The sequence below is a fragment of the Desulfosporosinus sp. OT genome (assembly GCF_000224515.1).
Taxonomy (GTDB): Bacteria; Bacillota; Desulfitobacteriia; order Desulfitobacteriales; family Desulfitobacteriaceae; genus Desulfosporosinus.
Genome location: NZ_AGAF01000253.1, coordinates 1 through 16,740, shown reverse-complemented (window position 1 = coordinate 16,740; position 16,740 = coordinate 1). Strand labels below are relative to the sequence as shown.

The following is a 16,740-nucleotide window of genomic DNA, read 5'->3' as shown; positions in this document are numbered from 1 at the left end:
TTAGGAGCTAGCACAGTAGAAAGGCACTACACATTAGATAGAACCTGGAAAGGAACAGATCATGCAGCATCTTTAGAGCCAGATGGAATTAGAAGATTAAAACGAGATTTAGAGGTCACTCATAATGCATTGGCATTTAAGAAAGAAGAAATTTTAAGTATCGAAAAAGTTCAAAGAGAAAAGTTGAAATATAGGAGGGATAGTGTTGAGTACTAAAATTGGGAAAACTGTCGCGTTTATCCCAATGAGAGGTGGAAGTAAATCTATTCCGCTTAAGAATATAAAAAAAATTAATGGTCGTCCACTCGTTTATTGGGTTCTAGATGCTATAGTTAATTGCGATGAGATTGATAAGGTTGTTATTTCTACAGATAGCGATGAAATTAGAAAAGTTGTGTGTGAATATGGATCTAATAAAGTAGAAATTGTTGGAAGGTCTAAAGCTGTATCAACTGATACCGCAAGTACCGAGTCAGTAATGTTAGAGTTTGCTCGGGAATATGATTTTGAGGATATTATTTTAGTGCAAGCCACCTCTCCATTATTAAAAGCTTCTCATCTTAAGAAAGGAATCTGTAGGTATAACGAAGTTTCAATTGATAGTGTGTTATCTGTAGTTCGTCAAAAAAGATTTATTTGGGAAGATTCAGATTTCAGGTCGTGCCCTATGAATTATGATCCAATGAATAGACCTAGACGTCAAGAGTTCAAAGGATTTTTAGTTGAAAATGGAGCTTTTTATATTACATCAAGAAGGCAACTATTAGAATCGGAATGCCGAATTTCTGGCAGAATAGGTACTGTTGAAATGCCAGAAGAATCATATTTTGAAATAGATGACCCTAGTGATTGGATAATAGTTGAAAATTTACTCAAGGATTCTTCTGATATTAAAGTTACTATTTATGAGAAGTTAAAGAAGATAAAATGTCTATTAACCGATAGTGATGGAGTATTAACTGACGGGGGAATGTATTATTCGGAAAATGGTGATGAGCTAAAAAAATTTAACACGAAAGATGGTATGGGATTTAAACTTTTGAGAGAGAATGGCATTAAAACAGGCATTATTACTGGAGAAAACATAGATCTTGTTAAAAGAAGAGCGGAAAAAATGAAGCTAGATGTCGTTTATATGGGAATTCAAGATAAAATAAAAACTCTTAATGATGTATGTGATAAATTCGATTTAAAATATGATGAAATTGTTTATATCGGCGATGATATCAACGACTTAGATGTAATAAAAGCTGTCGGTTTCGGTTGTGCGGTTAATGACAGCATGGAATGTGTTAAAGAAATAGCTGATTATGTTACTAAAGTTGACGGCGGTAAAGGCGCTGTAAGAGAAGTCGTGGAACTAATATTAGAATATAGAGGTAATACTAATGAAATTTGATATATTTTGCATAGCGGAGAATGAAACTCTTCTCTGCGCCTTAAAAAAAATCGATGAAAACAAAAAGGGTTTCCTATTAGTTATTGATGATGGAAATAGAGTATTAGGAACTTTAACAGATGGAGATATAAGAAGAGCCTTTATCAATGAAACTAATATCAATGATGAAGTCGCTAATGTTTATATTAAGAAATTTGAAAGAGTTCTTATTGACGACGAATTCAGCAAGATAATTGAATATTTTAAAGATAATAGAATTAAATTTCTACCTATTGTTGATTGGCAAGGTAAACTAATGAACATAATTACGAAAAGTAATATGCATGTATTGCTATTAGAAGATATTGTTTTTGGCTTAGATTATGATTTCCTCTCATTAGATGAGGACAAACTGGAACATGAAATATTTAATCGACCATGGGGTCTTTATAAAACTACATTTTTAAATCCATATTCACAATCAAAGATCATCAAAGTAAAACCGCTAGGAGAATTGAGTCTTCAAGAACATAAAAGAAGAGAAGAGTACTGGGTGATTATTTATGGTATGGGTGAAGTTATAATCGGGGAATCAAAGAAAAGGGTTGAATCTGGAAACTATGTTTATATTCCGAAAGGCTGTAAACATAAGTTGATTAACACTTCTGAAGATAGCTCATTGATGGTAGCTGAAGTACAGCTAGGAGACTACTTTGGCGAAGATGATATAATAAGATACCAAGATATTTATGGTAGAAAATAATAAACAAAGGGTGCCGGTGCCTGACACCAACTTATCAACTTATTGTTTACTAAAGAATGGTAAGCACTTAATACTTCCCAAAATTTGTCGCATAACTAATTTGATCTACCACGATGATAAGCTATTCTGATAATTAAAATGAATCATTGGAAACCAGTGGCATCTGGTACTTCAGGGATTATTTAATGTAACACGATGCGATTGAAAATGCAAATGTTAAGTGCAGGAGTTTATCAAGCAGACCAGTTATCCCTGGATTTTGTATTGTAGTTTCGAATATATCATAGATAGGGAGATGTTTAAAAAATTGGATAGTGAAAATTTGTTTGGATTTGATTTAAGTAAACAATGGGATTATGAAAACGGTTTCTATTTAACGAGTCATATTACCAGAATGTCAAAAATGTTAGCGCATTATGAACTATACAAGTCCATAGTTAATCTCCCTGGTCATATTGTAGAGTGTGGAGTGTTTAAAGGGGCGTCTTTAATAAGATTTGCAACATTCAGGGAAATCTTAGAAAGTCCATATTCGAGAAAAATCATTGGTTTTGATGCCTTTGGTGAATTTCCCAGACAGAACGAAGTAAACGATTCTAAGTTTATTGATAATTTTGAAAAATCTTGTGGTAATGGGATTTCAGAAGATGAGTTAAATAATGTTTTTTGTCATAAATCATTCAAAAACTATGAGTTAATCCAAGGTGATATTTCAAATTCGGTTCCTAAATACCTTAAAGAACATCCCGAACTCAAAATTTCACTATTGCATGTTGATGTCGATGTTTATGAGCCTTCAAAAGTTATTTTAAAATATTTATACAATAGAGTAGTTAAAGGCGGACTTATTGTTTTTGATGATTTCGGAACCGTATTCGGAGAAACGAAAGCAGTAGATGAATATTTTTTCGAACAAAATGTAATTATTGAAAAACTACCAATCTCCCACATACCCTCTTATATAAGGAAGAGATAGGATATTAATAGTGAAGGAATAACGTGTTTAGACCAAATTTTGTTCGATAAGATGACCCATTTAGTTAAGTTTTTTTCTACTAATGAAGTTAAAAGGCCATGTTTCCAAACCTTTCAAAGTGTTTAGAAACATGGCCTTGCTAGACTTTTTTACCTTACTATTTTCAGACTTCTGCTACTGCGGAGTTTGATGATCTGTCCGATGCCCAGTTCAAGCGACTGATCAAGAAGCAGTATAAATACATCCAAGATGTTGCAAGTGAAGGATTTTTGTACCATGCTATTTGTTCCACCGCTTACAGAATTTTTAAGGTTTTTCAACACCGATACTAGCTGTTTTTAATATTAGCCCTTCTCAAAGCATGCAATAATTGTATCACAACAGCCTATTGATGCAAGAGCATTTTCATATTCGTTGTTTAATTTTACTGAATCTATAAAGTGCCATTTTTCGTGCCCACCTGGTTTGCCCTTACTTAACCAATACAAATGATTTGACAAGGGATATCTTTGTATTTGTTTAATAAATTTAACTTTTAGTCCAACTTGTTTAGCTAATTGGGAAAGTGTCGAATTGTTGTATAAAAACAGATGGCAACTCCAATAGGTAAATTTTGAAAATGCTTCATTTTCGTATACCTTTAATAAGGCATCATCAGCATTTGGAACCTCTATAATAATTACACCCTCGGTTCTAAGCTTTAGCGCTAACTCAGACAGTATAAGTCTGGGATTCTCAAGGTGTTCCAGAACATGAAATAGTGTAATAACATCGTAGTGACCAATGACTTCGTTAATGTTTTGAAATACAGTTAATTTTTCACTAAGAAAGAAAGACTTAACTGTATCATAATTAGGTTCTACTCCTTTTACATCCTTGGCGATTTTTTTCGCCATCCTCAAAAAGCCACCAAATCCACAGCCAAAATCCAGAATGTTTTTATTAATTATCAATTGGTTAAGATAATTAAAACGACGCTCATCGTCTTTCGCCGATAGTGCAAGAGACTCTTCAATATCCACTTTATTGCCGCTAAACATACCTGAATTCTCATAAAAATCACTACTAATATGAGAAAAATCCGATAAAGAAACCAAACCACAATTCATGCATTCATATACTTCCAAACTAGGATTGTCTCGAACTTTGCCACGTCTTTTAATGAATTCCTTACCACTGCATAGATAACATGAATCCATATGATCATCCCTTTTCTTAAAGAAGTTGTTAAACAATTTTTACAAAGAAAATCAATATGTTCGATCATAAAGATAGAGTACAAATTGCTGATTTTTCAAGGGCGGCAGTAGTCGAGTTACTGTTAAGGCTGGAGACCATGACTTCGGTGGTGACTATGATTAGTTAATCTTTACAAAATTTAACTTATTTCGGCAGACCATAATATACAATTATTTCTCCGCTCATCGCAGACTCCTGTTCTACTGTTTGTTATTCGATATTCTTGTTATGTTTCCCAGTTAGAAACCTAAGCAATAGCTCGCGCAGGTCATAATGCAGATAATCCCGCATGCGAACATAATCTTTGACTTCCAAGGTCTCAATTACCTTCTTTAAAACTTCGTTAAGCTTAGTGGTCTGTTTTGTTGTAAGAACGGGGAATACTTCTTCAATATGTTCAATCAGAGCAAATACTAACGGAATGCATTTTTCAGGCCATATACGAAAAGAAAAATCATAATACTGCTCGATATCTGTAATCACTTTGGCAATAGTGCTATTAAGTTCGCTCATGATCTTCCCTGCCGTTCTGTTCTATCATCTCAATTTGCATTTTTTTCAAACGCATTACACTCTCATGAACTGCAGTATCTAAACGTTCGAGTACTATTAGTAAACACCTCTTCAAATCAAGATAATTTTCTATTTTTTGCTGGAAATTCATACCTTCCCGCATGCGATACTCGACTAATTCCCGATAGGGTGCTATTCCCTGTTTTAGATGTTGATAAATACTTTCCTGAGATAATTCCTCAAAAAAGCTTACAATCTGACCTATTATTCTGTCATATAAAGGTTCGCTCCATTCTATACCTTCTTCAATTTCTCTAACTACCCCAGTGAAAAATCCCTCTGTTACCTCGCACGTTCGGGTGATATCCTCTCTGATATCCAATAGCACTTTGAGTAATTCAGTATTACTTGGAGCTTCAAATCGACTGAAAACCTCGTCGGCAATTCCGTTAATCAAAATATTCTCAGTAAGGAGTTGATCATATACTTCTGATAATTTGAGTTGTAATGTTCCAGAGATCTTTGCCCCTCCTTCTGTAGCGTTAATAAACGTGGTTCCGGGATTGAGCTTAATTATGGTCTCAAGATATTGGATAATATCTCGCATTACAGGTTCCGTCGGAACCTCTCCTCCATCATAACCCGGAACATATGTCTTTTGTTCATTCCTAAGATACCCGCTGGCTCGCACACCCTTAGCATGCTGAGCAGCAGTCGGATCACTTGGAAATGACAAATCTTGTCCGACAAAAATAATCGGATCAGCTCCGCAGTGTAGGGCAAAATTAAGTGCGAAAGTAGCGACACTAAGATTCGCTTTCAATCCTTCTGTATCTGGCAATAAGTGCCCGACTCCTTTAAGAGTCATTGTGGTCCCATCAACAGCAAATAATCTTTTACCCGGATATTCAGACACCACCTTATGCTGAACATCATAAGGTGCTAATAAAATTGCGCCGGGATCCAGAACCTCTGCCAGTACATCGTACATGGCGACTGAGGTATCGGCAACAGCTAAAAAACAAGGCCTAATCTCATGAGCAAATAACGCACCCATCGTCGATCCCGCTGCAATCACAATTGCTCTATCCGTGCATTTCCTAAGAACTTCGATATTTTTGTTTAGAGATGGTCCTGCTGCCACAACAATCACTGGTTTACCCGCAAAGTGGTTGGCGAACGCTGTAATACCAGGGCTGTTGCTAATATACGGCACATTGAACCAAGCATTCTCCATCCTTCTAATTCCTTGTGCAATACTATTATTAAAATTAAGACAAAATAGTTCTTCAACCTTCGGCACCAATTCTTCCTCAATCCGCTTGTAAAACTCCATATATACAGCCATGGCAGGATAATAGCGACAAAATTCCACTCTATTGATACAGCGTTTGCCCATATCCACTGCTAATGCAGCGGCCAAATCTCTTAGTGTATCTGTAGCCCAATAGCTGATTCTGTAGTCGTGTATCCATGAGCTATTGGGAAAAATTTTAGATGCTGCAGCGAGTAAATTACCTTCCTGAGAATACTCTAGTACATAGATATGTGATCCCTCTGGTAAGTTTTCTAGTAACACCTGTATATGATAACCCAGTCCAGAACCAAGAACAAAATAGGCAGTGTAGGGCCTCAGTTCAACTCGATCTAACCAATCTCTTGCCTCCTTTATTGGATCAACGGTGCTATGTAAAAATATTTCCGGGTGATCGTCTATCTGCACCGAAACAGTACTCATACCGTTCTTAGCTTTTGATAGATTAAAGGATACTCGCCGTTTATTCATTGTTATATTCTCCTGTTTCGAATCTTAATGGTTAAAAGGGATTGGGTATCACCCAATCCCTTTTGCCAATTGTACAGTCAACTTCCGAATTAATTGAAGAATGACTTGAGGATGAATTCTGCTAAACCAATTATTGAAGTAATTTCAGAACGCCTTGACCCTGTTGGTTGGCTTGCGCCAACATGGATTGCGCAGCTTGTTGGAGAATGTTATTTTTCTGGAAAGCGGTCATTTCTTTAGCCATATCTACATCACGGATATTGCCTTCAGCAGTAGTGATGTTCTGGGAAGAGGTTCCCAAGTTATTAATGGTGTGTTCCAGACGGTTTTGCACAGCGCCCAAATTGGAACGTTCAGCAGATACAGCAGCCGTAGCATCATCGATAACACTAATTGCAGCGGTTGCATTAGCAGCAGTAGAAACGTCAAGGGTATATTCAACATTAATGTTATCAGATCCATTGGATGCTGATTTTACAGCTGTTAGGGATGCTACCGATCCATTCGAGGCAGTAATAGTACCACCTGCCGTAGTCCCCGAAATATTTAGAGCTTGTGAACGCATGTCCTTAATAGCCACTGTCATAGTTTGCCCTGTATTGGCACCGATTTGGAAAGTAGCTTGGAAATCTTTTTGCACGCCACCGTCTTCAGTTGTAATGGAATTCGCTACTGTTCCGGTCTGAACAGAGGTTACGTCCATTACGCCACCGGTTGCATCAGACAAGGTGACTCCAGAAACATTCGCCTGTTTTACTATTGCGGCTACGACAGCAGCAGCGTTGGCTCCAGCGGTTGCAGTGATAGCGCTGCTGATATCAATACCTTGTTGAGAACCTGAATAGGCCCCATTACTGGAATCATAAAACTCTAATTCGGTACCGTTAATCGTGATACCTTTGCCCACTAAAGCTGTTGCGCCAGCAACGGTATTAGCCGTTGTGGAGAAGTCGATCGTCGATGAAGATTGTGTAGCATACGTTGTAGCACCTGTATCAGCAGTTGCGGCAGTACCCATATCAGCTGTTGAAGCGCCAATCGTACCATCTGCACCTGCATCTGTTCCAGTTTTGAGGGCCGAAATCGTAATATGTCCAGCCGAATCTGTGTTAGCTACATAGTTGCCTTTCAGGACGTCGTTGCTATCAATAAAAGATTGCACTGCCTTGGCAGCATCTGTCGCTGCGGTAGTAGCAGTGTTGTTGCCAGCAGTAGCGGATATATTAACTTTGGCTGTAGCGGTACTGGTATTCGCACCAGTCATCCCATATACTGCATCGTCAGCATAACTTGTATTATTTGCTGTAAATGTCAAAGTTATTGTTTGACCAGCCATGGTAAATGAAGCCGTATCAGCAGCAGCGGCACCCACAGTCATAGTTGTCGTCTGCGTAGCCTCTGTAGTAGATTGGTCAACTGCTCCACTTAGAGTACCAGTCGCAGAAATAACACCAGTTGCCGTCAAATTTGTTTTGCCATCGCCCTGTAGCAGTTTCTGAGTATTAAACTCGGTTGTATTACCAATCCGATTTACTTCTGAGGTCAGCTGATTCATTTCAGTTTGCATAGCAACACGGTCGCTCGTGGTGTTGGTATCACTGCTTGCCTGAACAGCGAGCTCACGCATACGTTGCAGAATGCTTGTGGTCTCATTCAACGAACCTTCAGCGGTGGCGACCATGGAAATACCGTCTTGAGCATTACTCGTAGCTTTGTTCAAGCCACTGATCTGACCACGCATTTTTTCAGAAATGGCTAGACCTGCTGCATCGTCAGCTGCACCGTTGATACGCAGACCTGAGGACAGTTTGGCTAAAGAACTTTGTGTTGCCTTTTCATTGTTACCCAACTGGCGAAGAGTGTTGAGTGCCGCGAAGTTAGTATTGATAATCATATTATTTCCTCCTTGATTTTCAAATCAGGCATCCTTGCCCGATTTTATTTAGCTCAGACAGCTGTATCTCTTCCACCGGCCGGCTGGAAGGATAGAACTGTTTAGCGCTTCTATTTATTATATCGAGAGAGTAAGTCTAAAACTTTAGGGTTTTCAGAAGTTTTTTTCCTTCATCTCTTTAAACAATAGTTTTTTATTCTCTAAATTTAGGCAAAAAAAAGAAGCAAGCTACCGTTTAGCACCTTACTTCTTAATCCTTAATGCTTTCAGCCTATCCAGCTCAGATAACTCGATAGGGATGGCTGCTTGTAAGTTTTCTTCTACGATCGCATCATAGATTTCGCCACGATAGACCTTGATCTCTTTGGGGGCCTCGATTGCGAAGCGGATACTGTCCCCTTTAATGCTGACCACGGTCACTACGATGTTGTCACCAATGACGATTCGTTCGCCCACTTTGCGAGTCAGTGCCAACATATCAACCTACCCCCTTGTCAGCTTCCTTCGGAAAGCCATCAGGAAACAGTTTGTGACAGATAGAATAGTCTCTTTTGTCTAGAATAACCTGCCTACCAACCCGCTTGACCCCATTCATAACCACCGGGGCTAACAGATTGACCGTCATCTCAGCCAATTTTCCTTTCACCGTCGCGATCAAGAACACTTGGGGAGGACTTTGCTGGGAAAGGCCTATTTCTAGAGCTATTTCATCATCTAGGACAAATTCATAATCTGGGAGGAAGGCAAAAGGATCCACCAAAACGAAGGTCAGATTACCCTCGGTCGTCGACTGAAGAAAAGAAAAGGGACTTCCTTCCTCATAGTGGAGGTGGACGAACGTTTTCTCATCCGGAAAACCGGGGATTCCGTGTGGGAAGTTGAACACTTGCTCTTCCGCCACCTCCAGCTTCCCAAATCTTGTGGACTCTATTTTCAAAGTATTACCCTCCTTTGAGATTAACAAAAATTCCCTAACTCAAATAATCTACCAGTGATGGTTGAATAATCTTGGCCCCCACCTGTAAGGCAGCCTGATAAACATTCTGCTGACTCGTATAATTAATAATCGTCGATTCAATATCCACATTTTGAATCGTAGACAAGTTCTGTTTCAAATTAACTGAGGTATTATCTAACTGCCCCTGAAGTGCACTCATCCTATTCATACGAGCTCCTAAGTCAGCACGGGCAGCGATAACACTATCAAGGTTTGTGTCAATTTTGTCTAAGTAAGCCGAAATGTCTGCAGAGTCACCATTCTTTAAAGCGTCACTCAGGTCACTCAAGGTTGTGAATATTCCCGAAGGGAGAGCTGGATCAACAGGATCGCCAAACAACGCTTGCCCATCGACTGAAACGTTAATCGCGACATCATTGCCAATCTGATATTGAAGTTCGTTACTATTAGCTGATGAGTTCATGGTTCCATCCGAGTTTACCAGCTTCTGATCCGTGGCTGTACCTGAGAAGACGTATTTAGTCCCTATTTGAGTATTGGCCTCCACGCCAAGTTGTTTGGCGATCTGGTCCACTTCAATGGCCAGCTTAGCCCTATCCTCCGGGGTTGAGGTCCCATTGGCCCCTTCTGCTGCTAGATCCCTTACCCGTTGGATCTGAGAGGTAATTTCCCCAAGCACACCGTCGATCGTACTCATATAGGATGAAGCTTCCGAGGCATTACTCTTATACTGCTCGACGTTAGAAATAGTGTTCCGCATGCGAATAATACGTTGGATCGCGGACGGGTCATCCGATGGTTTGCTTACTCCCAAACCCGAAGACGATTGATCTTGTAACTTTAGCAGTCTTTCTTGAGACGTTTCAATATTATTCGTAATATTTTGGCTCATCATATTATTAGTAATCCGCACCATCATTCACCCCTATTTAGTCGTTCCCATGCCCAAAAGCGTACTTAACATATCATCCATCATTGTGACGACCCGAGCGGCCGCCGCATAACCTTTCTGATATCTGACAAGATTGATCATTTCCTCATCCAGTGACACCCCTGAAACCGTTTCTCTTTGGGTTGTTAGATTGGCAACTAAAGCCTCTTGCCCCTCTTTCATCCGAGTGGCCTGCTGCAGATCCACACCTAGCTGAGCCACAATAGTTGAATAAGAATCTACCAGTGACGTCCCATACGTAGCCTTAAAGTCATCTAAGTCTGTGCCTGAGATACTGGACCAGCCTTCCGAGAGAGAGGCAATATCAGCAGCAATGCCCCCATCCCCCGAGGTCCCATTCCCTGCCACAATGTCATTAGCCACGACTGAAGAGGATATATTACTAGCTGTAAAATCAGTAGAATCATCGGAAGTCTCAAAAAATCCACTACCATAAATAGTATTCACCGCACTAGCGATTCCAGCAGCTAAGGTATCATATTTCTCTTGTAAATCTGGCAAGTACGTGTCACGAACATTCATATCCGCTTGTAGTGAGCCCATATTCTCACCCAGCGTTAAATCGCTTCCCCCCAACTGAAGACCCTTAATTGAATTCCCGTCACTGTCCGTAGTCGTAACCTCATTGAGCTCGCTAACCGTCCCATCATCACCGACCAAGGTCTGAGGTGGATCTCCAATCGCTAATGTGTAACTATTAACCTTACCATTCGAATAACTAGGGTCAATGCCTTCCGTCACTGTGACATTCACGATTTTTGATAGTTTGTCAACCAGAAGATCCCGACTATCATACAGATCATTCGGATTGTCCCCAGTGACCTCTGCTCGTTTGATCTGTTTGTTGAGCTCTGCTATCTGATTCGCATAGTCGTTTACATCGGTAATTTGGCTATCCACATTCATGTCGAGGTTATTCTGCATTTCCGTAAGTTGATCCGAGATGGCGTGGAGACTATCCGTGAGCGTTAAGGTTCGTTGCACCAAGACCGCCCTAGTCCCAGAATCTTCCGGGTTATCGGCTAGATCATTCCAGGCACTCCAGAAATTACTTAGGTCACTACTAAGACTATAATCTGAGGGTTCATTCATAGCTGATTCTATCTCGGTAAGACTGGTCTCTTTCGCTCCCCAATATTCTTGAGTTGACGTCTCGGAGCGTAACTGCTTATCCACAAACGCATCCCGAGCCCTCGTAATCGTATCAATGGTCACCCCTGAACCTTGGCTCATATTTTTCCCAGATGCTGCAATAGTATAGGGATTGGTCGTCTTCAAATCCACCAGCTGCCTTGAATACCCTTCCGTATCAGCATTGGCAATATTATTCGACGTTATATTTAGAGCAATTTGCTGAGCAGACAGCGCCTTTCCTGCAATAGTTAAGCCAAAGAAGGTGGAACTCATATCTTAAATCCTCCAGTCCACTAGATGAAGTCGCCGGTTCTCTTCCGGTTCCTTACGTTTAGGATGAGTATAGGTATTCTGTTCTTGATGAGTAAGTAAGCCAACAGTAAACTCCACTATTTTCATGGCTTGCTGTAATAGCTTAGTGTTTATATCATGTATCTCTCGAAGACGACCAATAACATTATCAAGATCAAGCCGAACCCCCTCAAGTACCGGGAAATGCTCCGCCAATTCTGCCAAAGTTAGGTCTTGAGGTACTCTTCCAAGTTCGCCTCCGATAGCCTCAGCCCACAAAAGACGCTCTTTTTCTAGTCGACTGGCTTCAATTAATAATCTTTCTTGTTGTACCGTGATCTTCTCGATCTCTGCAATATCATTTTTGATTAGGGCTTTTTGTTTATTTCTTTCCAAACTATCCAGCTTTTCATAGAGAGAGACTTGGGATTTTAAGTTTTCATTTAAGTTCCGTACTAGTACTTCAGACATGGAATCCCCCCTCTGTGAAATGTGATAAACCGTTAAAAATCAGAGGACAATAATTTATTAGTAATTTTTTGCGAATCCAGCTGGAATTCTCCCTTTTCTATCTGATCCGAAAGGGCCTGCACACGTTCTTCATTGACAGAGGGGATCTCCTTAACTTTTTGCAGCAAAGTCTGAAAAAGTTGCCCTTTATCCGACACAGCTACTTTGTCCACTTCAGAAACTAACCTTTTCTTCTCCACTTGATCCAAGCGATTGGTTGCGTGAACACTCCCAACAGGAGACATGGATGTCCCGTCTATTTTCATATCGATCACTCCAAGATACATATTCTTACTTACTATATCGTAGTTGACCCGGCAAAACTGAAGAGAAACTTTATTGATTACGAAAATTTTTAAGGTCAAAGCAAGAGTTCTACCTCTCACTCAGCTTTTCCTGTATACTAAAGTATAGGATTATAAACTTGGCTGGTGCAAGTCTCAGCGAAAGCAGCCGCTTAGTTGCCTATTTATGCTAGCCAAAACTTATACTTTCTGATTTGGTATAAAGGGACTTAAGTTCAGAGTGAAATACGTCGATATAAACAATAGAGGATCACTAATTAAATCCTTATATCTTTAAAAATTATTGATAAACTTTCATAGTCTTAATTGAAGCGCCTCTCTTACCACCATAATAGCTAATGCATTTATAACCATATTTCAAAAAAAAGCAAGGGAGGTACGTCGAAACCCTTCATACGATTAGCCATTGAACTAAACGTATAAGGTACGCGACAACACGAACATGGATTTATCAACCATACTAGGTATCCTCACAGGATTCGGTGCCCTGATCGCTGGGTTTACGATGGAAGGGGGATCAGTCAGTGCACTCGGTCAATTATCCGCAGCCGTCATCGTTTTCGGGGGGACAGCGGGGGCAATCTTGACCAGCTTTCCGCTGTCTGATCTCAAGAAATTCCCTCAATGGATTAAAACAGCATTTACTGCCCAATCGTTTGGAACTGCCGCGGCATATGAAACATTGGTGCTCTTTGCTGAAAAAGCACGGCGCGAAGGATTGCTCAGCCTGGAACAAGAACTTGAAACTGTGACAGACCGCTTTACTCGCCAAGGAATGCAACTCGTTATTGATGGAACAGACCCGGAAATTACCAAGGAGATCTTAGAATCGAATATCGCTATCCTCGAGAAACGCCATAAAGTAGGAATTTCCGTTTTCGAAGCAGCCGGTGGCTATAGTCCGACTTTAGGTATTATTGGGACAGTTATGGGTCTCGTCATGGTGTTAGGAAATCTTTCGGATGCAGCAGCGCTCTCTGAGTCGATCGCTGCCGCATTTATTGCCACTCTTTATGGAGTCGCCTCCGCCAACCTTCTTTGGCTTCCTATTGCCACCAAACTCAAAATGAAGGACAAAGCCGAAGTATCCGCCATGGAGATGGTTCTAGATGGAATTTTGTCCATTCAAGCAGGTGAAAATCCCTCTATTCTAAAAGAGAAATTAAAAACCCACGTTGGAACACTACTCCCTTCTGAGGAAAAAGCTGAAGAGGGTGCAACGGCACCCGGCAGGGCCCCAGCCGTTGAAGGCCGATGAGTAGAAAACGGGAACATGAAGCTGAAAAAGAAAATGGCGAACGCTGGCTGCTTACCTATTCTGACCTAATTACCTTGCTTATGATTTTCTTTGTCGTTCTTTATTCAATGAGTAAGGTCGACGCCCAAAAATTCCAAGCTGTTGCCGAATCCTTAAGTAAAGCCCTCGGCGGGGGCACGCCCTCAAAAATAGAGCTGTCTACAAGCCCAGTTGGACCTTCTCTCTTTCAAACTGGAACTCCTTCCGCCAAAACTACTGTCCCTGGAAAGGGTAAAGATCCTAACAATACGACCTATACGGATCCCACTATGAACGGGGAAAATAAGAACGCTGGCCAGGGAAACGTTGATGCTGAAAAGATGAGTATCGACTCGATCAAAGCCAAGCTCGATAAATTTGCTGTGGACAACGGTATTCAGACAACTTTAGTGACTTCCATCGAAGAACGTGGCCTTGTTGTCAGCATTCAGGAAACGCTACTCTTCGATAGCGGTTCAGCCGTTATTACCCCCCATGCCCGCGCGATTCTTGAGAAAGTCTCTACGGTCCTTGCGGCAGCGCCCAACCAAATCAAGGTCGAAGGACATACGGACAATCTACCGATCCACACTGCACAGTTCCCCAGTAATTGGGAACTCTCCGTGATTCGAGCAACCAATGTGGTACAGATCTTACAAAGTGATGGGATTACTCCTGATCGCCTCTCGGCAACAGGTTATGGAGAATATCGACCGATTTCTCCCAATAATACTGACGCCGGACGCAGCAAAAACCGCCGCATAGACCTGATCATTCTCCGCTCCAAATATGATGTGACCGAGCCCAGTAACCAAACACCTCTGTCAGACCTACAAATTCCTGCTCCAACGATAAAACCTTAGAAGGCAAGAATTTGAACCGCTCGATAAATAATCTCAGAAGCCAGGTGAATCTGTTCCGGCTTCAGTAGCGCGGTAGTGTCCTCGGGCGTATGATTTTTATCTAACCAATCGTGGGTCATCAGGGTCAACGCCGGAATCCCTGCTGCGATGAAACTGACCGAGTCGCTGTTATGCCCTGCAGTTGGAGTTAAGACAGCACTGGCCCCACATTCGGACGCTGCCTTGTAAATAGCCTTTACCGCCGTATTTTCCCCATTCGACCAGAGCGCAAAATCCCCAATCATCCCATTTCCTACTGTATCGACATTAAGGACGGCCTGAATCTGGTGAAGAGGAAATGATGAAGCCTGGACAAACGCTGCAGACCCCACAAACCCCATCTCTTCGGCGCTCCAAAAGGCCAGAACGATTGTTCGTTTTGGAGTTTTTCCTTCACGAAGGATGCGCCGCATTACGTCAAGTACGCACCCTACACCAGAGGCATTATCGTTAGCCCCAGGGTAAAGCTGTCCTTCGAAAACTCCCAGATGATCATAATGGGCGGATATTAGGATGATTTCCGCCGTATTTTCTCCCAAGAGCCCCCCCAAAAGGTTAACACTCGGAGTTCTTAAGTTTCGATTTTCCCCGGGTCTAAAGGTTAGTCGGCCATTAACCCTGGTTTCAATTACCGGAGGAATTGTGAACGCTTGAGTAAACCCTGTTTCTTGATCTCCCATAGGCTTTAACCCGAGCATACTTAATTGGGAAGCCAGATACTCTGCCGCTTTAGCTTCTCCTACAGATCCCGCTTTGCGGCCTTGCATCTCAGAGCTCGTTAGAGCGAAGATATCATCCATTGCTGTAAGACTTAGGCTTTCTTCATTAATCACATTATTCGGTTTGCTCGTGAGGGGTGGGGGTAGCAACAGTTTAACCGACGGATGTCCTAACCCCGTCTTCATAGCCTCTCCAAAACGGGTCGGCAAAACACTCCAGGGTATGATAATTGCTACAAGACCCAGTAATGTTTTTAAAAATACTCTGCGTGTCTGCATTGTTTAAATCCTTTCTAAGAGGAGAATGCCTATGTCTATCCGCATCGATGCCCCACATCAATCCAGTACTCCGAGTCTCGATTCGCAAAATTCACTGGAAAAAAACAGTGACTTTAGTGGAGTCTTATCTCAGACTCAAAAGATTAAGCGGCAGGAACTCCAATCCTTTCTCGGCCGCCTTGAAACCCAAGGCAAGAAGTTAGCTCAGTCCCTATCCATCCGCGATCTGAGAGACTTCCGCAATATGGTTAAATCCTTCGTTCGTTCAACCTTTGGCCAAAGTCGCCAAATGCAGGAAGATTCGTTGTGGGATTCCCAAGGCCGGCCCAAGGTCATGGCACGGATCGCCAAAATCGATCGCTCATTAGAGGAGCTAGGGAAACAACTCTTGGATCAACAAGCCAAACCCCTTGAGGTCTTAACGAAGATCGATGAAATTCGCGGGCTGATCGTTGACCTTTTTGCCTAAGAAAATTTCACTGTCCAATGATTCCATATCTTTATTCGCTAGTAATTATAGATATCTTTTATTTCTAACTTGAATTTATGTAGCATCTTAAAGAAAAGAGGTGTAACCCTTTTGTCCTACTCATCCACGCCAAATACCTACGAAGAATTTGTTAAAGCGTTTCACCCTAAGAGTGGGCTCGATCTTAAGTTTTACAAGCAAAACCAAATGCAACGCCGAATCCTCAGCTTTATGAACTCCCACGGGTATCCAACCTATCCGCCCTTCCTAAAGGCTCTGAGTGCTGACTCCGTCTTGTATGATGACTTCTTCAAACATTTGACCATTAACGTTTCTCAGTTCTTTCGAGATGCTAACCAATGGAAAACACTGCGGGAAACGATTATTCCCCTACTT

18 protein-coding genes and 1 pseudogene are annotated in these 16,740 nt (G+C 41.3%); 8 read left to right on the top strand and 11 right to left on the bottom strand.

The genetic code is table 11. The features are described from left to right. The 4 genes from DOT_RS24430 to DOT_RS24415 form a co-directional block, all read left to right on the top strand. Positions 1-216, top strand: a 216-nt coding sequence (locus DOT_RS24430; RefSeq protein WP_009624248.1) for an N-acetylneuraminate synthase family protein, incomplete at its 5' end; no start/stop codon positions are given. After that, positions 206-1,399 (top strand): HAD-IIIA family hydrolase, encoded by a 1,194-nt coding sequence (locus DOT_RS24425; RefSeq protein WP_348982171.1) that lies wholly within the window; start codon positions 206-208, stop codon positions 1,397-1,399. The genes DOT_RS24430 and DOT_RS24425, both read left to right, overlap by 11 nt. After that, the gene (locus DOT_RS28025) at positions 1,389-2,141 is read left to right on the top strand and encodes a CBS domain-containing protein (RefSeq protein ID WP_009624246.1); all 753 of its coding nucleotides are present in this window, start codon (positions 1,389-1,391) and stop codon (positions 2,139-2,141) included. The genes DOT_RS24425 and DOT_RS28025 overlap by 11 nt, the downstream gene beginning before the upstream one ends. 307 nt (positions 2,142-2,448) lie before the next feature. Further along, entirely contained in the window at positions 2,449-3,117 is a 669-nt protein-coding gene (locus DOT_RS24415; RefSeq protein WP_009624245.1) for a TylF/MycF/NovP-related O-methyltransferase, read from the top strand. A 344-nt stretch (positions 3,118-3,461) separates the two neighbouring features. Here DOT_RS24415 and DOT_RS24410 read toward each other — a convergent pair whose 3' ends face one another. The 10 genes from DOT_RS24410 to flgM form a co-directional block, all read right to left on the bottom strand. Continuing rightward, on the bottom strand, positions 3,462-4,244 hold the full coding sequence (locus DOT_RS24410) for a class I SAM-dependent methyltransferase (protein WP_202798719.1): 783 nt from the start codon (positions 4,242-4,244) through the stop codon (positions 3,462-3,464). Positions 4,245-4,566: 322 nt separating this feature from the next. Beyond that, on the bottom strand, positions 4,567-4,869 hold the full coding sequence (locus tag DOT_RS24405) for a hypothetical protein (protein ID WP_009624243.1): 303 nt from the start codon (positions 4,867-4,869) through the stop codon (positions 4,567-4,569). Then, complete coding sequence (locus DOT_RS24400) at positions 4,856-6,655, bottom strand: 6-hydroxymethylpterin diphosphokinase MptE-like protein (protein ID WP_009624242.1); 1,800 nt, start codon at positions 6,653-6,655, stop codon at positions 4,856-4,858. The genes DOT_RS24405 and DOT_RS24400 overlap by 14 nt, the downstream gene beginning before the upstream one ends. Before the next feature lie 130 nt (positions 6,656-6,785). Further along, positions 6,786-8,549 carry a flagellin gene (locus DOT_RS24395; protein ID WP_009624241.1) on the bottom strand — a complete coding sequence of 588 codons (1,764 nt, stop codon included), beginning with the start codon at positions 8,547-8,549 and terminating at the stop codon, positions 6,786-6,788. A 243-nt stretch (positions 8,550-8,792) separates the two neighbouring features. Continuing rightward, positions 8,793-9,026 (bottom strand): carbon storage regulator CsrA, encoded by a 234-nt coding sequence (gene csrA / locus DOT_RS24390; RefSeq protein WP_009624240.1) that lies wholly within the window; start codon positions 9,024-9,026, stop codon positions 8,793-8,795. 1 nt (position 9,027) lies between these two features. Next, positions 9,028-9,486 (bottom strand): flagellar assembly protein FliW, encoded by a 459-nt coding sequence (locus DOT_RS24385; RefSeq protein WP_009624239.1) that lies wholly within the window; start codon positions 9,484-9,486, stop codon positions 9,028-9,030. Positions 9,487-9,520: 34 nt separating this feature from the next. Beyond that, complete coding sequence (gene flgL / locus DOT_RS24380) at positions 9,521-10,420, bottom strand: flagellar hook-associated protein FlgL (RefSeq protein WP_040413418.1); 900 nt, start codon at positions 10,418-10,420, stop codon at positions 9,521-9,523. Positions 10,421-10,432: 12 nt separating this feature from the next. Continuing rightward, positions 10,433-11,866 carry a flagellar hook-associated protein FlgK gene (gene flgK, locus DOT_RS24375; protein WP_009624237.1) on the bottom strand — a complete coding sequence of 478 codons (1,434 nt, stop codon included), beginning with the start codon at positions 11,864-11,866 and terminating at the stop codon, positions 10,433-10,435. Between the two features lie 3 nt (positions 11,867-11,869). Next, positions 11,870-12,355, bottom strand: a complete 486-nt coding sequence (locus DOT_RS24370) for a flagellar protein FlgN (protein WP_009624236.1) — start codon at positions 12,353-12,355, stop codon at positions 11,870-11,872. Positions 12,356-12,387: 32 nt separating this feature from the next. Then, complete coding sequence (gene flgM / locus DOT_RS24365; RefSeq protein ID WP_040413417.1) at positions 12,388-12,660, bottom strand: flagellar biosynthesis anti-sigma factor FlgM; 273 nt, start codon at positions 12,658-12,660, stop codon at positions 12,388-12,390. 481 nt (positions 12,661-13,141) lie between these two features. On the opposite strand from flgM, the gene DOT_RS24360 reads away from it, so the two are divergent. Next, complete coding sequence (locus tag DOT_RS24360) at positions 13,142-13,957, top strand: flagellar motor protein (RefSeq protein ID WP_009624234.1); 816 nt, start codon at positions 13,142-13,144, stop codon at positions 13,955-13,957. After that, positions 13,954-14,838, top strand: a complete 885-nt coding sequence (locus DOT_RS24355; protein ID WP_009624233.1) for a flagellar motor protein MotB — start codon at positions 13,954-13,956, stop codon at positions 14,836-14,838. Before DOT_RS24360 ends, DOT_RS24355 begins: the two co-directional genes overlap by 4 nt. On the opposite strand, the gene DOT_RS24350 is transcribed toward DOT_RS24355, so the two are convergent. After that, on the bottom strand, positions 14,835-15,875 hold the full coding sequence (locus DOT_RS24350) for a M20/M25/M40 family metallo-hydrolase (RefSeq protein ID WP_009624231.1): 1,041 nt from the start codon (positions 15,873-15,875) through the stop codon (positions 14,835-14,837). The genes DOT_RS24355 and DOT_RS24350 overlap by 4 nt on opposite strands. Positions 15,876-15,906: 31 nt before the next feature. Here DOT_RS24350 and DOT_RS24345 point away from each other — a divergent pair, with 31 nt between their 5' ends. Together DOT_RS24345 and DOT_RS24340 are read left to right on the top strand one after the other, a co-directional pair. After that, the gene (locus tag DOT_RS24345) at positions 15,907-16,344 is read left to right on the top strand and encodes a YaaR family protein (protein ID WP_009624230.1); all 438 of its coding nucleotides are present in this window, start codon (positions 15,907-15,909) and stop codon (positions 16,342-16,344) included. Positions 16,345-16,455: 111 nt separating this feature from the next. Then, a pseudogene (locus tag DOT_RS24340) lies at positions 16,456-16,740 on the top strand (chemotaxis protein CheR); the annotation flags it as partial.

Coding starts and splice junctions, on each gene's coding strand:
- DOT_RS28025 (WP_009624246.1), top strand. CDS start 1,389: ATGAAATTTGATATATTTTGCATAGCGGAGAATGAAACTCTTCTCTGC.
- DOT_RS24405 (WP_009624243.1), bottom strand. CDS start 4,869: ATGAGCGAACTTAATAGCACTATTGCCAAAGTGATTACAGATATCGAG.
- DOT_RS24400 (WP_009624242.1), bottom strand. CDS start 6,655: ATGAATAAACGGCGAGTATCCTTTAATCTATCAAAAGCTAAGAACGGT.
- DOT_RS24395 (WP_009624241.1), bottom strand. CDS start 8,549: ATGATTATCAATACTAACTTCGCGGCACTCAACACTCTTCGCCAGTTG.
- csrA (WP_009624240.1), bottom strand. CDS start 9,026: ATGTTGGCACTGACTCGCAAAGTGGGCGAACGAATCGTCATTGGTGAC.
- flgK (WP_009624237.1), bottom strand. CDS start 11,866: ATGAGTTCCACCTTCTTTGGCTTAACTATTGCAGGAAAGGCGCTGTCT.
- DOT_RS24370 (WP_009624236.1), bottom strand. CDS start 12,355: ATGTCTGAAGTACTAGTACGGAACTTAAATGAAAACTTAAAATCCCAA.
- flgM (WP_040413417.1), bottom strand. CDS start 12,660: ATGAAAATAGACGGGACATCCATGTCTCCTGTTGGGAGTGTTCACGCA.
- DOT_RS24360 (WP_009624234.1), top strand. CDS start 13,142: ATGGATTTATCAACCATACTAGGTATCCTCACAGGATTCGGTGCCCTG.
- DOT_RS24355 (WP_009624233.1), top strand. CDS start 13,954: ATGAGTAGAAAACGGGAACATGAAGCTGAAAAAGAAAATGGCGAACGC.
- DOT_RS24350 (WP_009624231.1), bottom strand. CDS start 15,875: ATGCAGACACGCAGAGTATTTTTAAAAACATTACTGGGTCTTGTAGCA.
- DOT_RS24345 (WP_009624230.1), top strand. CDS start 15,907: ATGTCTATCCGCATCGATGCCCCACATCAATCCAGTACTCCGAGTCTC.